Source organism: Achromobacter dolens (assembly GCF_902859745.1).
Taxonomy (GTDB): Bacteria; Pseudomonadota; Gammaproteobacteria; order Burkholderiales; family Burkholderiaceae_B; genus Achromobacter; species Achromobacter dolens.
This window is the reverse complement of record NZ_CADIJW010000035.1, coordinates 1-14,592: the sequence shown is the minus strand read 5'-3', so window position 1 is coordinate 14,592 and position 14,592 is coordinate 1. Positions and strand designations below refer to the sequence as shown.

At 68.3% G+C, this 14,592-nt stretch carries 13 protein-coding genes and 1 pseudogene; 8 read left to right on the top strand and 6 right to left on the bottom strand.

The features are described from left to right. The first annotated feature begins 81 nt into the window (after positions 1 to 81). The 4 genes from HV783_RS20785 to HV783_RS20770 all read left to right on the top strand — a co-directional run bounded on the left by HV783_RS20785 (position 82) and on the right by HV783_RS20770 (position 4,261). Complete coding sequence (locus HV783_RS20785; protein ID WP_064528465.1) at positions 82 to 729, top strand: TetR/AcrR family transcriptional regulator; 648 nt, start codon at positions 82 to 84, stop codon at positions 727 to 729. Positions 730 to 823: 94 nt separating this feature from the next. Further along, positions 824 to 2,461, top strand: a complete 1,638-nt coding sequence (locus HV783_RS20780) for a CehA/McbA family metallohydrolase domain-containing protein (RefSeq protein WP_175166716.1) — start codon at positions 824 to 826, stop codon at positions 2,459 to 2,461. A gap of 172 nt (positions 2,462 to 2,633) precedes the next feature. Continuing rightward, positions 2,634 to 3,824 carry an NAD(P)/FAD-dependent oxidoreductase gene (locus HV783_RS20775; RefSeq protein WP_175189798.1) on the top strand — a complete coding sequence of 397 codons (1,191 nt, stop codon included), beginning with the start codon at positions 2,634 to 2,636 and terminating at the stop codon, positions 3,822 to 3,824. Continuing rightward, entirely contained in the window at positions 3,821 to 4,261 is a 441-nt protein-coding gene (locus HV783_RS20770) for a DUF1641 domain-containing protein (protein WP_081273662.1), read from the top strand. Before HV783_RS20775 ends, HV783_RS20770 begins: the two co-directional genes overlap by 4 nt. Positions 4,262 to 4,372: 111 nt before the next feature. Here the strand turns inward: HV783_RS20770 and clpB are convergent, their stop codons facing one another. After that, complete coding sequence (clpB, locus tag HV783_RS20765; RefSeq protein ID WP_049073056.1) at positions 4,373 to 6,979, bottom strand: ATP-dependent chaperone ClpB; 2,607 nt, start codon at positions 6,977 to 6,979, stop codon at positions 4,373 to 4,375. A 151-nt stretch (positions 6,980 to 7,130) separates the two neighbouring features. Between clpB and HV783_RS20760 the strand changes: the two genes are divergently transcribed. From HV783_RS20760 to HV783_RS20745, 4 genes are all read left to right on the top strand, one after another. Then, positions 7,131 to 7,562, top strand: coding sequence for a gamma-glutamylcyclotransferase family protein (locus HV783_RS20760; protein WP_175189797.1), 432 nt, complete (start codon positions 7,131 to 7,133; stop codon positions 7,560 to 7,562). 124 nt (positions 7,563 to 7,686) lie between these two features. Beyond that, positions 7,687 to 8,415 carry a helix-turn-helix domain-containing protein gene (locus tag HV783_RS20755; protein ID WP_049073054.1) on the top strand — a complete coding sequence of 243 codons (729 nt, stop codon included), beginning with the start codon at positions 7,687 to 7,689 and terminating at the stop codon, positions 8,413 to 8,415. A 14-nt stretch (positions 8,416 to 8,429) separates the two neighbouring features. Continuing rightward, positions 8,430 to 9,632, top strand: coding sequence for a hypothetical protein (locus HV783_RS20750; protein ID WP_437341325.1), 1,203 nt, complete (start codon positions 8,430 to 8,432; stop codon positions 9,630 to 9,632). A 145-nt stretch (positions 9,633 to 9,777) separates the two neighbouring features. Continuing rightward, positions 9,778 to 11,079, top strand: a complete 1,302-nt coding sequence (locus tag HV783_RS20745) for an MFS transporter (RefSeq protein ID WP_175166714.1) — start codon at positions 9,778 to 9,780, stop codon at positions 11,077 to 11,079. 96 nt (positions 11,080 to 11,175) lie between these two features. Here HV783_RS20745 and HV783_RS20740 read toward each other — a convergent pair whose 3' ends face one another. The 5 genes and pseudogenes from HV783_RS20740 to HV783_RS20720 form a co-directional block, all read right to left on the bottom strand. Continuing rightward, on the bottom strand, positions 11,176 to 11,517 hold the full coding sequence (locus tag HV783_RS20740) for a carboxymuconolactone decarboxylase family protein (RefSeq protein ID WP_054502039.1): 342 nt from the start codon (positions 11,515 to 11,517) through the stop codon (positions 11,176 to 11,178). 228 nt (positions 11,518 to 11,745) lie between these two features. Beyond that, positions 11,746 to 12,081 (bottom strand): 2Fe-2S iron-sulfur cluster-binding protein, encoded by a 336-nt coding sequence (locus tag HV783_RS20735; protein WP_054502038.1) that lies wholly within the window; start codon positions 12,079 to 12,081, stop codon positions 11,746 to 11,748. A gap of 74 nt (positions 12,082 to 12,155) precedes the next feature. Beyond that, a complete protein-coding gene (locus HV783_RS20730; protein WP_064528437.1) occupies positions 12,156 to 12,743 on the bottom strand; it encodes an NUDIX domain-containing protein in 588 nt (195 codons plus the stop codon). 188 nt (positions 12,744 to 12,931) lie between these two features. Next, positions 12,932 to 14,185 carry an Hsp70 family protein gene (locus HV783_RS20725; RefSeq protein ID WP_063587686.1) on the bottom strand — a complete coding sequence of 418 codons (1,254 nt, stop codon included), beginning with the start codon at positions 14,183 to 14,185 and terminating at the stop codon, positions 12,932 to 12,934. Positions 14,186 to 14,249: 64 nt separating this feature from the next. Next, positions 14,250 to 14,592: pseudogene (locus HV783_RS20720) on the bottom strand (MFS transporter); the annotation flags it as partial.

The following is a 14,592-nucleotide window of genomic DNA, read 5'->3' as shown; positions in this document are numbered from 1 at the left end:
AGACGAAAGAATCATACTGAGACACCTGTCTCACGTCAAACCGCGACCACGGCGCGCAAGCCGGCCGCCGCCCCGGCGCGCCTGATCGCGCCCGCCAGCCGCCAGGCGGCCGCCAGCGGCGAACCGCCGCACGGACCGCGCGCGCGCATGCGCAAGATCCTGCTGGACGCCGCGCAGCGCCTGATGGCGCAAGGCATCACCCCGTCGGTGGCCGAGCTGGCCGAGCACGCGCAGGTGTCGCGCGCCACCGCCTACCGCTACTTCCCGAGCCAGAGCGCGCTGATCGCCGCCGTGGTCGACGAGAGCCTCGGGCCGATCCTGGCCTGGGACTCGACCGCGCCCGACGCCGCCACCCGCGTCGACGAACTGCTGCGCTTCGCCTACCCGCGCCTGGCCGCCCACGAGGCGCCGCTGCGCGCGGCCATCCAGGTGTCGCTGCAGCAGCACGCCGAAGCCAGCGCCGGTCGCGCCGGCAATGAACCGCGGCTGGTGCGCGGCCATCGGGTCGACATCCTCAAGCGCGCCATCGCGCCGCTGGCGGACCTGCTGCCGCCGGCGCAACAGGAACGCGTGGCGCAGGCGCTGTCGCTGGTCTACGGCACCGAGGTGTTCCTGGTGCTCAAGGACATATGGGGCCTGGAATTGCCGGCCGTCACCGAGGTCGCCCGCTGGACCGCGCAGGCCATCATCCGCCAGGCGCTGGCCGACGCGACGCAAGCCGCCCGCTAACAGCAAGCTGTCATTCCCACGTCACTCGCGGCCCGCATAGTGCGGGCCTTCGCGGCGCCGCGCCGGTGCGGGCCGCATGACGCTGGAGTATGGAATGCAGTTCGAAGTAACCCGCCTGCGGCGGGCCCTGATGCCGTTGTCGCTGGCTTGCGTAACATTGCTGAGCGCCTGCGGCGGCAGCGATGACGATGACGACGCGAGCGCGCCGCCGGTCGTGACCGAACCCACGCCGCCGGTGAAGACCGGCGCCTGGAGCGCGGGCGACCTGCACGTGCACACGATCCAGTCCGACGACGCCCAGACCACGCTGGAAAGCGTGCTGGACCAGGCCTTCGACCGCTACCAACTGGACTGGGCCGCGCTTTCGAACCACCTGCGCATGTCCGCGCGCGACAACACCGGCGCCAACATTCCCGGCGGCTCGATCCCGTTCTCGGCGGGCATGGCGCGCTATGAAGTGCCGTTCATCAAGCAGGCGCAGGCGGCGGGCCGCTACGCCGGCAAGATCATCTTCTCGTCGTTCGAATGGGACATGCCCACGCACGACCACGTCAACATCGGCATCGGCACCAACGACCCGCTGTCCGACAGGTCGCTGCGCGCCGTGGCCGAATTCGAATACCTGTACACCAACAAGGCCGCCAACCTGTTCGACGCGCAACTGGTCGCCGACCTGGCCGGCCAGACGCGCGCGTACACCACGCACGCCGACTCGCTGACGGCCCTGAAGTGGCTGCGCGACAAGCACCCCGACAGCTACATGCTGTTGAACCACCCGTCGCGCTACGCCGGCAAGTACACCATCGGCCAGTTGCGCGAGATGCACGACCTGGCGCCGTCGATCTTCTTCGCCATCGAAGGCATGGTCGGCAACCAGATGGAGCCGGACCGCGGCGGCTATGCCGAGGCCTACACGGCCGACAAGCTGCCCAACCGCACCTACGGCGGCGTCGACTACCTGGTGGCCAAGCTCGGGGGCACCTGGGACGCGCTGCTGGGCGAGGGCCGCCACATCTGGACCGTGGCCGATTCGGACTTCCATTTCCGCATCAACGCCACCGGCCAGTACAGCAGCGGCTACGCGCCGGGCGAATACGCCAAGACCTACGTCTGGAAGGATGGCAAGGACATGGCGGCGGTGGTCGCGGGCCTGAAGAGCGGCCGCATGTTCGGCGTCTTCGGCGACCTGATCGACGCGCTCGAATTCCAGGCGCAGGGCGCCTCGGGCGCAGCACAGATGGGCGGCGAACTGACGGCGGCCAAGGGCGAGCAGGTGGAGGTCACCATCCGCTTTCGCAGCCCCGCCAGCAACCACTACGAGTATCCGATCGAAAGCGGCAACCCCACCTACGTCAAGCCGACCGTGCACCACGTCGACCTGATCGTGGGCGATATCGGCGCCCGCGCCGCCGCCGGCACGCCGGCGTACGACAACGCGACCAATCCCAGCACCCGCGTGCTGGGCCGCTACACCAGCAAGGACTGGACCGTGGACAAAGACGGCTACAACGTCATCAAGGTCAAGCTGACCGCCGACAAGAGCCAGTATCTGCGCCTGCGCGGCACCAACCTGGCGCCGGACGTGGCGGGCGAAACCGCCAACGGCGAGCCGTTGCCAGACGCCAAGGTCGATCTGGCCGACAACGCGGCCCGCTTCAACGCCATCAACGCGCGCAATTACAACGACCTGTGGTTCTACTCGAACCCGGTGTTCGTCACCGTCAAACAGTAAGACGGCCTGCGCCGGCGCGGCATTTCGAGCCGCGCCGGCCCGATCCGAGACGCGACCGGCACGGATTCCCTTTTATAAGTCACAGTTATTTTGTTGACCGACCACCCCTCAATTGCTACATATGAGGGCGCAACTGCACTTGGTTCCTGATTATTCTCATCGGAGGATTTTTATGAGCAAGCGAATTGTTGTCGTGGGAGGCGGGGTCGGCGGCACCATGCTGGCCAACCAACTGGCCCACAAGCTGTACCCCGAAGTGGCGGCCGGCAAGGTCAGCATCATGTTGCTGTCCGATTCGCCGGATCATTACTACAAGCCGGCCTTCATGTACGTGGCGTTCAACCTGTTTTTCCAGGAAGAACTCAAGCGTCCCGAACGTTCCCTGCTGCGGCCCGAGATCGATTTCCGCGTCGACAAGGTGACGCGCTTCGATTTCGATGCCCAGCAACTGCACACCCGCGGCGGCAAGCGCCACGGCTACGACTATCTCGTGATCGCCACCGGCTGCGTGCCCGCGCCGGAGCGCATCGAAGGGCTGCGCGAAGCGGGCGACCATTTCTACCAGTACGAGCCGGCGCGGCAACTGGCCAGCCGCCTCTCCACGATCGAACGCGGCCGCGTGTTCGTCAGCGTCACCTTTCCCAAGACACCGAACGTGCCGCACCAGTGCGGCATCGCGCCGATCGAGACCACGCTGATGCTGGACGACTACCTGCGCCGACGCGGCGTGCGCGACCGTGTGGAGATCATCTACACCTACCCCACCACCTCGCAACTGCTGCGCAACTGCCTGTTCCTGCAAAAGCCCACCTGCGAGGTGCTGCCGGCCATCTTCGAGCAACGCGGCATCCGGTTCCAGCGCGGCTTCACGCTGGCGAAGGTGGACCCCGATCGCCGCATTGCCTACTCGGAGGAAGGCGTCGAGCAGCCGTTCGACATCCTCATGGCCACGCCGCCGATCCGCGCGGTCGACGCGGTGCTGGAATCGGGCGTTTCGCAGGCGCCCGACAACGAGGGCTGGCTGCCCACCGATCACGAAACCATGCAGGTCTATGGCCTGCGCAATGTGTACGTGATCGGCGACACCGTGGACCTGCCGGTGAGCAAGGCAGGCGGCTCGTGCCACAACCAGGCGCCCGTCATCGCCAACAACATCTCCGGCGAGATCCGGCTGGGCCATCCCTGCAGCGCCTACGACGGCCGCGTCCAGGCCGTGGCGCAGATGGGCCTGAACGCGGGCATGCCGCTCTGGTACGACTACACCCACGACGTGCGGCCGACACCGCCGACCAAGCTGGGCGGACTGCTGCGGCATGGTTTCAACCGGGGCCTGTACTGGTCCGTCGCCAGGGGAATGCTATGAACGCACCGCACGACAACAGCCTGTCCAACGCCGGCCAATGCGACGCCCTGCTCGATGCGCCGCCCGCGGCGGCCGGCAACGATGCGCTGGCGCAGCTCGCCGGCAAGCTGCAACCGCTGGCCGACAGCGGCCGGCTGGACAATCTGGTCGACCTGCTGGCGCTGGCGTCCGACCTGGTCGACCTGCTCGATGCCCCCATGGTGGAAAAGCTGGGCGCGCTGTCGGAGCAGGCCACGGGCGCGGCCTGGACCCTGTCCAACGCCTGGCGCGCGGCCCATGCGCAAGGGTTGCAAGAGGCGCGCCCGCCGGGCCTGGGCGGACTGTTCCAGCTCTCGCGCGACGAGGACACGCGGCGCGGGCTGGCGCTGGTGCTGCGGACGCTGCAAGGCCTGGGCCGTCAGGTGGGCGATCAACGGCGGGACTACGCCCCTTCCTGATGCCGTTGGCGGGGCCGCCCGCGCGGCCCCCGTTGTCCAAAACAAAGCCCCGCAAGCGATTGCCTGCGGGGCTTTTGGAGTGCGCGCCCGGGATGGGCGAGGCGACCGGGCTTACTGCAACGTACGCGTGAACACGAACTTGCCGTCGCGCCAATCCACCGGCACCACGTCGCGCGGACCGAACTGGCCTTCCAGGATCAGCCGGGCGACCGGGTTCTCGATCTGCTGCTGGATGGTGCGCTTGAGCGGACGCGCCCCGAACACCGGATCGAAACCGTCGCGGGCCAGTTCGGCCAGCGCGGGCTCGGTCACTTCCAGCCGCATCTCCTGCTTTTCCAGGCGCTCGGCCAGGCGGCGCAACTGGATGCGGGCAATCGACTCGATGTGCTGCGCTTCCAGTGCGTGGAACACCACCACTTCGTCGATGCGGTTCAGGAACTCGGGCCGCAGCGTCTGCTTGAGCTCGCCCCAGACCACTTCCTTGACCACGTCGTACGGCTGGCCGGCCAGCGTCTGGATATGCTGCGAACCGAGGTTCGACGTCATCACGATGACGGTGTTGCGGAAGTCCACCGTGCGGCCCTGGCCATCGGTCAGGCGGCCGTCGTCCAGCACCTGCAGCAGCACGTTGAAGACGTCCGGGTGCGCCTTCTCGACTTCATCGAGCAGCACCACGCTGTACGGCTTGCGGCGCACGGCCTCGGTCAGGTAGCCGCCCTCTTCGTAGCCCACGTATCCGGGCGGCGCGCCGATCAGCCGCGCCACCGAGTGCTTCTCCATGAATTCGCTCATGTCGATGCGGATCATGTGCTCTTCGGAGTCGAACAGGAACTCGGCCAGCGCGCGCGTCAGCTCGGTCTTGCCCACGCCTGTGGGGCCCAGGAACAGGAACGAACCGTACGGGCGCGAGGGATCCGCCAGGCCCGCGCGCGAACGGCGGATGGCATCGGACACCAGGCGCACGGCCTCGTCCTGGCCGACCACGCGCTTGTGCAGGTATTCCTCCATGTGCAGCAGCTTTTCGCGTTCGCCCTGCATCATCTTGGACACCGGGATGCCGGTGGCGCGCGACACGACCTCGGCGATTTCCTCGGCGCCGACACGGGTGCGCAACAGGCGCGGTCGGCCTTCGCCACCCTCGGCCTCCTCGGCCGCCTCGGCGGCGCCCACCTCGGCGGCCTTCAGGCGCGCTTCCAGGTCGGGCAGCTTGCCGTACTGCAGCTCGGCCAGCTTGTCGAACTGGCCCTTGCGTTGCAGCTCCGCCATTTCGGCGCGCACGCTGTCGATCTCTTCCTTGATGGCCTGGGTGCCCTGCACCGCGGCCTTCTCGGCCTTCCAGATTTCCTCGAAGTCGTTGTACTCGCGTTGCAGCTTCTCGAGCTCGTCCTCGATCACGCCCAGGCGGCGCTTGGAGGCGTCGTCGGTTTCCTTCTTGACGGCCTCGCGCTCGATCTTGAGCTGGATGATGCGGCGGTCGAGCTTGTCCATCACTTCCGGCTTGGAATCGATTTCCATGCGGATGCGGGCGCCGGCCTCGTCGATCAGGTCGATCGCCTTGTCGGGCAGGAAGCGGTCGGTGATGTAGCGGTGCGAGAGCTCGGCCGCGGCCACGATGGCCGGGTCGGTGATCTCGACGCCGTGGTGGATCTCATAGCGCTCCTGCAACCCGCGCAGGATGGCGATGGTGGACTCGACATCGGGTTCGTCGACCAGCACCTTCTGGAAGCGGCGCTCGAGCGCGGCGTCCTTTTCGATGTACTTGCGGTATTCGTCCAGCGTGGTGGCGCCGATGCAGTGCAGCTCGCCGCGCGCCAGCGCCGGCTTGAGCATGTTGCCGGCGTCCATCGCGCCCTCGGCCTTGCCGGCGCCGACCATGGTGTGCAGCTCGTCGATGAAGACGATGTTGCTGCCGTCGTCCTGCGACAGTTCCTTGAGCACGGCCTTCAGGCGCTCTTCGAATTCGCCGCGGAACTTGGCGCCGGCCAGCAGCGCGGCCAGGTCGAGCGACAGCACGCGCTTGCCGCGCAGGGTCTCGGGCACTTCGTCGTTGACGATGCGCTGCGCCAGGCCTTCGACGATGGCGGTCTTGCCCACGCCGGGTTCGCCGATCAGGACCGGGTTGTTCTTGGTGCGGCGCTGCAGAATCTGGATGGTGCGGCGGATTTCGTCGTCGCGGCCGATGACCGGGTCGAGCTTGCCCTGGCGGGCGCGCTCGGTCAGGTCGAGGGTGTACTTGGACAGCGCCTCGCGGTTGGATTCGCCTTCGGCGCCGGAGACGTTCTCGCCGCCGCGCACGGCGTCGATGGCGGCCTCCAGGGCCTTTTTCTGCAGGCCCGCGTCGCGCAGGATGCGGCCGGCCTCGCCCTTGTCGTCGGCCAGGGCCAGCAGGAACAGTTCGCTGGCGATGTAGGTGTCGCCGCGGCGCGCGGCTTCCTTGTCGGTGCGGGTCAGCACGCCCTGCAGGTCGCGGCCGACCTGGACGTTGTCATCGCCCTGCACCTGGGGCAGCGCCTTGAGCGCGGCGTCCAGGGCCGGCTGCAGCCGGTTGACGGCCACGCCGGCGCGCGCCAGCAGGCTGCCGGCCCCGCTGTCCGGGTCGGACAGCAGCGCCGCCAGCACGTGGACGGGCTCGATGTAGGGGTGATCGTTGCGGGCGGCCAGACTCTGAGCGTCGGCCAGGGCTTGCTGGAACTTGGTGGTCAGTTTGTCGAATCGCATAATGGTCGTTGGTGGCTTGTTGGTGAGCCTGACCGATACGCGCCGGCGGGCTCGATGACCTGAATATGCGGCCGGATGCGAGAATTTCAATACCTCGTCGGCCGCATGGATTTGGTCGGTAACGCATCCGCGTACAGCAACAATCTGTCCCATGAGCATAAACGTTTTTGTCTACGGCACGCTACGCGCGGGCGAAATCAATGACCTGGCGCAAGCCGCCGCGCGCCGCGGCCTGCCGCCGGCGCGCCACGTCGGCCCGGCCACGGTGCCCGGCATGCTGGTGGATTTCGGCGACTGGCCCGGATTGCTCCCGGTGACCGATGGCCGGCGGGTGCTGGGCGATATCTACGAGGTCGACCCGGCCCTGCTCGCCCTGATGGATGAGATCGAGGAATACGTCCCCGGCCGCCCCGGCTGCTTCGTGCGCCGGCCGGTGCTGGCCCGGCCGCTGGCGCCTGGCGCCGCGCCGGTGGCCTGCGACTACTACCCCATCGACCCGGCCTGGCGCGGGGCCGCGGCGGACATCGACGGGGACGACTGGATCGCCTATCGGCGGGCCCGCCCGGCCCGATCGCAGCCGTAGGAATGCGCTACAAAATGCCGCGTAAGACACCCGTAGTAACAACGGACTACAATGGGTACCTGTCTTCACGCTTTTAAGCCCGTCCAGGCTACCGGCCAGGTCTAGGCACTATAAAGGTCATCGTATGCAAAAACGGGTTCCCGTTGCCCCTGATGCCGCCCACTGTTCCACGTGTATGTTGGGCCACGTGTGTGTCCCGGTCGGGATGGCAGCCGCCGAAGTGGAAAAGCTGGACGAACTGGTGAAAGAACGCGTGCGCCTCGAAAAGGGCAAGACGCTGTATTCGCTGGATCATCCCCTGGACGCCGTCTACGGCGTGCGCTTCGGCAGCCTGAAAACGCAGCTCGAAGACGCCACCGGCCAGATCCAGATCACCGGTTTCCACCTGCCCGGCGAGATCGTCGGCATGGACGGCATGCTCGATGGCAAGCACGTCTCGGCCGCCGTGGCCCTGGAAGACTCCGAAGTCTGCGTGATCCGCCTGAACGAAGTCGACCGCGTGGCCACCCATCTGCCGTCGCTGCAGCAGCAGTTCCGCCGCCTGATGAGCCGCGAAATCACGCGCTCGCACCAGATGCTGGCGTCGCTGGGATCGATGCGTTCCGAACAGCGCCTGGCCGCGTTCCTGCTGAACCTGTCGCAGCGCTATGCGTCGCTGGGCTACTCCTCGACCGAGTTCGTGCTGCGCATGAGCCGCGAGGAAATCGGCAACTTCCTGGGCCTGACCCTGGAGACGGTCAGCCGGCTGTTCTCGCGCTTCGCGCGCGACGGCCTGATCCGCATCAACCAGCGCGAAGTCCGCATCCTGGACCAGCCCGCGCTCAAGCAACTGCTGGGCCACGAGGGCTGCTGACGCCCGCCCGCGCCATGCGCCGCACAGCCGCACCCGGCGCCGCGCAGCCCCATCCGGCTACGCGCGTGCCGCGCTCGCGCCGGGCGCGGGGCGTGGCGGCGCTGATCCTGGCGGCCCTGCTGCCCCTGGCGGCGCGCGCGCAGACGCCGCTGCCCGACCCCTACGATTACGACGAACCCGCGCCCGCTCCCAAGCGGGTGGTGGTGCCGCGCTGGCAGACGCTGGAACTGGGCAAGCCCGGCCATCGCTACAAGATACCGGTTTATGCTAACCGGAACCTGGCGCGCGGCGACCTGCGCGATATCAAGCAGATCGTGATCGTGTTCCATGGGGTCAAGCGCAACGCGGACGCCTATTACGAAACGGTCGCCACGGTGCTGGCCGCCAATCCGGCGCGGGCCAACGACACGCTGATCCTGGCGCCGCGCTTTGTCGGTTCGATCGACTCGGGCTTCGCCGGCATGGCCGCGTGGCGCAAGGCCGGCTGGGAAGACGGCGAGGACAGTGTGCAGGCCAACGGCCGGCCCGCGCCGGTCAGCTCGTTCCAGGTGATTGACGACCTGCTGCGCAGCCTGGACGATCGCAAGCGCCTGCCGATCCTGGCCGGCATCGTGCTGGCCGGGCATTCCGGCGGTGGCCAACTGGTGCAGCGCTACGCCGTGCTGAACCAGATCGACGGCCCGTTGCGCCGCGACGGCGTCGCGCTGCGCTACGTGATCGCCAACCCCTCGTCGTACCTGTATCTGACCGGCGAACGCCCGCGCCCGGACGGCAAGGGCTACGCGCCCTACGAGCGCGGCATCTGCCCGACCTACAACCAATACAAGTACGGCACCGACAAGCTGCCCGCGTACGCGCAGGAAACCGACGACACGCGCCTGTTCATCCGCTACGCGGCGCGCGACGTGACCTACCTGCTGGGCGGCGCCGACAACAACCCCGAGCACCGCCTGCTGGACAAGACCTGCGGCGCCGAGGCCCAGGGGGCGACGCGGCTGGCGCGCGGCACCGCCTACCTGCAGTACGAGCGCATCGTCGCCGCGCGCGGCAGCCGGCCGGTGACACTGCATCGCGCCGGCTTCGAAGTAACGGGCATCGGCCACGACAACAAGGGCATGTTCGGCTCGGTCTGCGGCGCGCGCGCCTTGCTCGGCGACGATGCCCAGGCGCCCGCCGGCGCGGCGGCCTGCACGGTGATCGAACCGCCGCGCAAGTAGACGCGCCCGGACCGCAACGCGGCGCGGAGTATCCCGCCGGCGATTATTGACACCAAGCTGAACGAATAACCCGGACGGGCGCAGGGGTGCATTTTGGCGCCAGCAGGCGCACCATAGGCGGGAACCGTCTCCGTGGAAGACAGATATGAGCCAAGCGTATCTCGACATGCCCGACGCCAAACGCCGCATCAAGGCGATCTTCGTCGGCTCCATGGGCAACCTGGTCGAATGGTATGACTTCTACGCCTATACCGCCTTCGCCCTGTACTTCGCCCCCGCCTTCTTCCCCTCGCACGATCCCGTCGTGCAGCAGTTGAACGCCGCCACGCTGTTCGCCGCCGGCTTCATCGTGCGGCCGCTGGGCGGCTGGCTGTTCGGCCACCTGGCCGACCGGCACGGGCGCCGATTGTCGCTGATGGTCTCGGTGGGCATGATGTGCGTGGGGTCGCTGATCATCGCGGTCACGCCCACCTATGCCTCCATCGGCCTGGCGGCGCCGGCGCTGCTGGCACTGGCGCGGGTCATCGAGGGCCTGAGCCTGGGCGGCGAATACGGCGCCAGCGCCACCTACCTCACCGAGATCGCCGATCCCGATCATCGCGGCTTCTATTCCAGCTTCCAGTACGTCACGCTGATCGGCGGCCAGCTCTGCGCGATCCTGGTGCTGCTGTTGCTGCAGAACGTATTCCTGACGCACGAGCAACTGGTGCAATGGGGCTGGCGCATTCCCTTCGTGATCGGCGCCATGCTGGCCATCATCACCGCCGTCATGCGGCGCGACATGCCGGAAACCGACTCCTACCGGCAGGCCAGCCAGACCAAGCCCAAGACCAGTTCCCTGCGCGGCCTGCTGCGCTATCCGCGCGAGGTCGCCATCGTGGTGGGCCTGACGGCCGGCGGCACGGCGGCGTTCTACACCTTCACCACCTACATGCAGACCTTCGTGCGGCAGACCGCCGGGTTCTCCGACATCGTCACCACCTACGTGATCGCCGCGTCGCTGATCTTCGCGCTGATCCTGCAGCCGCTGTATGGCGCGCTGTCCGACAGGATCGGGCGCAAGCCGCTGCTGGTGTTCTTCGGCATCGCCGGCGCGCTGCTTACCGTGCCGCTGCTGATGACGCTGTCGCAGACCCGCTCGCCGTTCATCGCCTTCCTGCTGATCTGCGCGGCCTGGATCTTCACGGCCGGCTACACCTCGATCAACGCCGTGGTGAAGGCCGAGCTGTTCCCCACCAATATCCGCGCCACCGGCGTGGCGGTGCCCTACGCCATCACCGTGTCGATCTTCGGCGGCACGGCGCCCGCCATCGCGCTCTGGTTCAAGCAGCAGGGCCACGAGCAGTGGTTCTACTACTACCTGGCGGGCGTGATCTTCATCTCGCTGCTGGTGTACGCGACCATGCGCGACACCAAGCATCAGTCGGCCATGCACCGGCACGACTGACGCCGCACGCGGGGAATGGCCGGCGCGCGCGGCCGCCCGTGCGACGACCGGCCGCGCGCGCCGGCGATGTGCGACCGTGCAAAGTCGCACGGGCCGTCAGCCCGGCTGATGCGCGCTGACGGCGTCCAGCACACGGGCCGAATACACCATCGCGGCGCCAGCGTTCAAGGCCACCGCCACGCCCAGCGCCTCGCCGATTTCCTCGCGGGTGGCGCCGTGCTTGAGCGCCTGCGCCGAATGCACCGTGATGCAGCCGTCGCAGCGGGTCGTGACCGCCACCGCCAGCGCGATCAATTCGCGCGTCTTGGCATCCAGGTGCGCGGTCCTGGCGCCGGCGGCCGACAACGCCTGGTAGCCCTTGAGCGTGTCGGGCGTGAGCGCGCCCAGTTCGCCGATGCGGCCCATCAGTTCCTTTTGGTAGTTCACCCAATCCAGCATGTCGTGCTCCTTAAAAAAGCGGCGTGGCTGAATGCCTGACGCCATGGAGGCAGTATGCGCGACCTGGCAGCGATTATTTAGCCGAAAAATCGCGTTTATATGCTGATTCGTATCAACCGCGCATCCGAGGGTTGCCGTGCCGGGCGGCTGGCGGCTGGCGGCTGGCAGCCGGCGGCGGGCAGCGAGCCGCGGGAAACGGGAAGCGGGCGGAGGTTGCTGGACCGCGGCCTAGCGCCGCGCGCCCGTCAGCGGCCGCGGTGGCGCCGGCGGCGCCGGTTCGAGAGGCGCGGCCTGCAACGACTGGATTTCCAGCGGTGACCGGGCCTGGGCCACGCAGGGCAGGATCCAGCCTTCTTCCTTCTCGTCGCGCGACAGGCCCGGCCATTCGATGCGGTAGGCGATCTCGCCTTCCAGCATCAGGCACATGCAGGCGCGGCAGGTGCCGTTGCGGCAGGAACTGGGCAGCTTGATGCCGGCGGCCTGCGCGGCCGCCAGCAGGGTCGAATCGGCGTCGGCCTCGAAACGCAGTCCGGACGGGTGCACCAGGACAGGAAAGGCGGGCATGGTCGGCGGGATCGTTCGTCTAGTGAGGGCGGCGGCGCGGGCCGGCCTTCAGGGCGGGGAAGGCCGCTGCCCGCTCAGGCGGGCTGGTCCTGCCAGTCCAGTTGCCAGGCGCCGGACAGCACGTTCTGCAGCCACAGCGTGCAGGTCAGGGTCTTGGCGTCGGTGACTTCGCCCTTGGCGCAGGCCGCGTACAGGTCTTCGGGCAGGGCGCTGAAGACGTCGAGGAATTCGTCCTGGTCCAGTTGCCGGGGGCCGGCGCGCAAGCCGCGCGCGAAGTAGATGTGGATGATCTCGGTGGAATAGGCGATGGCCAGGTGCAGCGCGCCGGCGCGGGCCCACTGGCTGGCGGTGTAGCCGGTTTCCTCGAGCAGTTCGCGCTTGCCGCAGGCCAGCGGGTCTTCACCCGGATCGAGCTTGCCGGCGGGGAATTCGGTCATGACGCGGCCGATCGGATAGCGGTACTGGCGCTCGAGCAGCACGCGGCCGTCGTCGAGCAACGGGATCACCACCACCGCGCCCGGGTGCACGACGTACTCGCGCGTGGAGGTGTTGCCGTTGGGCAGCCGCACGGTGTCGTTGCGGATCTTGAGGAAGCGGCCATCGTAGGCGGCCTCGGTGGAGACGCGTTCTTCGAACAGATGGGAATCGGACTTGTCGGTCATGGCGCGGCGTGGGAAGGTGCGAGCGCCGCCACGCAAGGCGGCCGGCGCGAAGAGCTTGCAGCTTACCATCGCGCCCGCCATGGCCGCGTCATGGAGCTGACGGGCGTGATGGGAATGACGGGCATCATGCCCCCCCGCGCAGGACCAAGCGCCGAGGATCTCGGGGCGGCAGGCTCGCCGCCCGTGTATCAGTCGAACTTGCGGCGGGCGTCCAGCGCCAGGCCGGCGCCGATGCTGCCGAACAGGTCGCCTTCGACGCTGCGCGCCTGCGGCACCAGCGCCGAGACGCAATCGCGCAGGCGCGGCACGCGGCTGGAACCGCCGGTGAAGAACACCGTGTCCACGTCGGCGGGGGCGACGCCCGCGTCGCGCAGCAGGACGCCGACGGTCTGCTCGATCTTCTCGATCAGCCGCGCCACGCTGGCGTCAAACGACGGCCGCGTCACGTCCACGCCCAGCTCGGGCGCGATGCGCGACAGGTCGATGCGCGCGGCCGGGCCTTCCGACAGCGCGATCTTGGCCTCTTCCACCTGCACCGCCACCCAGTGGCCGGCGCGCTGCTTGACCAGGTTCAGCAACAGGTCGATCTTGTCGCGGTCGCCGGCTTCGGCGCGGATGTAGGCGAAGTGTTCGGCCGCCTTGCGGGTGTAGGCCTGGTTGATGGTGTGCCAGCAGGCCAGGTTGCCGTATTGCGTGGACGGCACATCCTTGCCGCTGCGCAACTGGCTGCCCAGCCCCAGCAGCGGCATGACGTGCGCCAGGCTGAGCTGCTTGTCGAAGTCCACCCCGCCGATGTGCACGCCGCCGTAGGCCAGGATGTCGTCGCGGCGATCCGGCTTGGCGGCGCGGCCCGGCCCCAGGCGGATCAGCGAGAAGTCGGAGGTGCCGCCGCCGATGTCGATGACCAGCACCAGTTCCTCGCGGTCGATCTGCGACTCGTAGTCGAAGGCCGCCGCCAGCGGCTCGAACTGGAATTCGATGTCGGTGAAGCCGACGCTGCGCGCGATCTCGCCCAGCGTGTCCTGGGCGGTCTGGTCGGCGGCGGGGTTGTCGTCGACGAAGAACACCGGCCGGCCCAGCACGGCGCGGGTGAAGTCGCGGCCGGCGGCGGTCTCGGCGCGGCGCTTGAGTTCGGCGATGAAGCGCGTCAGCAGCACGCGGAACGGGATCGAGCGGCCCTGCACCTCGGTGGAGCCGTCGATCAGCGAACTGCCCAGCAGGCTTTTCATCGAGCGCATCAGGCGCCCGTCGTAGCCCGCCAGGTAGTCGGAGATGGCCGCGCGGCCGTAACTGACCTCGGCGTCTTCATCGTGGAAGAAGATGGCCGAGGGCAAGGTGGTCTTGCCGTCTTCGAGGGCCAGGAGCGCGCGCTGGTCGGGGCGGCTCCAGCCGACGGTGGAGTTGGAGGTGCCGAAGTCGACGCCGCATGCGGTGGAAATCATGGAAATTCGGGGCTTGAAAGCAAAACGGCGCACAAGTGTAGCCGCAACCGCCCGAAACGCCATGTCACCCTCGGCGGCGCAGCGCCAACGCCACGAATGCCAGGGTGGCAACGGCCGCCAGCAGCCCGCCGCCGAAACCGGCGGCATAGCCCAACCGCGCCGCCAGCGCCGTGATCAGCGACGAGGTCAGGATCTCGCCCAGGTCGCGCGCGCTCTGCACCGCCGTCATGTCGGTGCCGGCCTGCGTGCCGCGCGCGGCGAAGCGCATCGCCAGCGTCATCAGCGCAACCGAGGCCGCGCCCGCGCCGAACGAACCCAGCGCCTGGGCCAGATAGGCCGTCGGCGTGGGCTGCGCCGCCCAACCCTGCGCCTGCGCCAGCCAGGCCGCGGCGGCCGCGCCCGACGCC

What these genes read in the sequence shown, in the direction of transcription:
- HV783_RS20780 (WP_175166716.1), top strand. Translation starts at nt 824, where the DNA reads ATGCAGTTCGAAGTAACCCGCCTGCGGCGGGCCCTGATGCCGTTGTCG.
- HV783_RS20775 (WP_175189798.1), top strand. Translation starts at nt 2,634, where the DNA reads ATGAGCAAGCGAATTGTTGTCGTGGGAGGCGGGGTCGGCGGCACCATG.
- HV783_RS20770 (WP_081273662.1), top strand. Translation starts at nt 3,821, where the DNA reads ATGAACGCACCGCACGACAACAGCCTGTCCAACGCCGGCCAATGCGAC.
- clpB (WP_049073056.1), bottom strand. Translation starts at nt 6,979, where the DNA reads ATGCGATTCGACAAACTGACCACCAAGTTCCAGCAAGCCCTGGCCGAC.
- HV783_RS20760 (WP_175189797.1), top strand. Translation starts at nt 7,131, where the DNA reads ATGAGCATAAACGTTTTTGTCTACGGCACGCTACGCGCGGGCGAAATC.
- HV783_RS20755 (WP_049073054.1), top strand. Translation starts at nt 7,687, where the DNA reads ATGCAAAAACGGGTTCCCGTTGCCCCTGATGCCGCCCACTGTTCCACG.
- HV783_RS20750 (WP_437341325.1), top strand. Translation starts at nt 8,430, where the DNA reads ATGCGCCGCACAGCCGCACCCGGCGCCGCGCAGCCCCATCCGGCTACG.
- HV783_RS20745 (WP_175166714.1), top strand. Translation starts at nt 9,778, where the DNA reads ATGAGCCAAGCGTATCTCGACATGCCCGACGCCAAACGCCGCATCAAG.
- HV783_RS20740 (WP_054502039.1), bottom strand. Translation starts at nt 11,517, where the DNA reads ATGCTGGATTGGGTGAACTACCAAAAGGAACTGATGGGCCGCATCGGC.
- HV783_RS20735 (WP_054502038.1), bottom strand. Translation starts at nt 12,081, where the DNA reads ATGCCCGCCTTTCCTGTCCTGGTGCACCCGTCCGGACTGCGTTTCGAG.
- HV783_RS20730 (WP_064528437.1), bottom strand. Translation starts at nt 12,743, where the DNA reads ATGACCGACAAGTCCGATTCCCATCTGTTCGAAGAACGCGTCTCCACC.
- HV783_RS20725 (WP_063587686.1), bottom strand. Translation starts at nt 14,185, where the DNA reads ATGATTTCCACCGCATGCGGCGTCGACTTCGGCACCTCCAACTCCACC.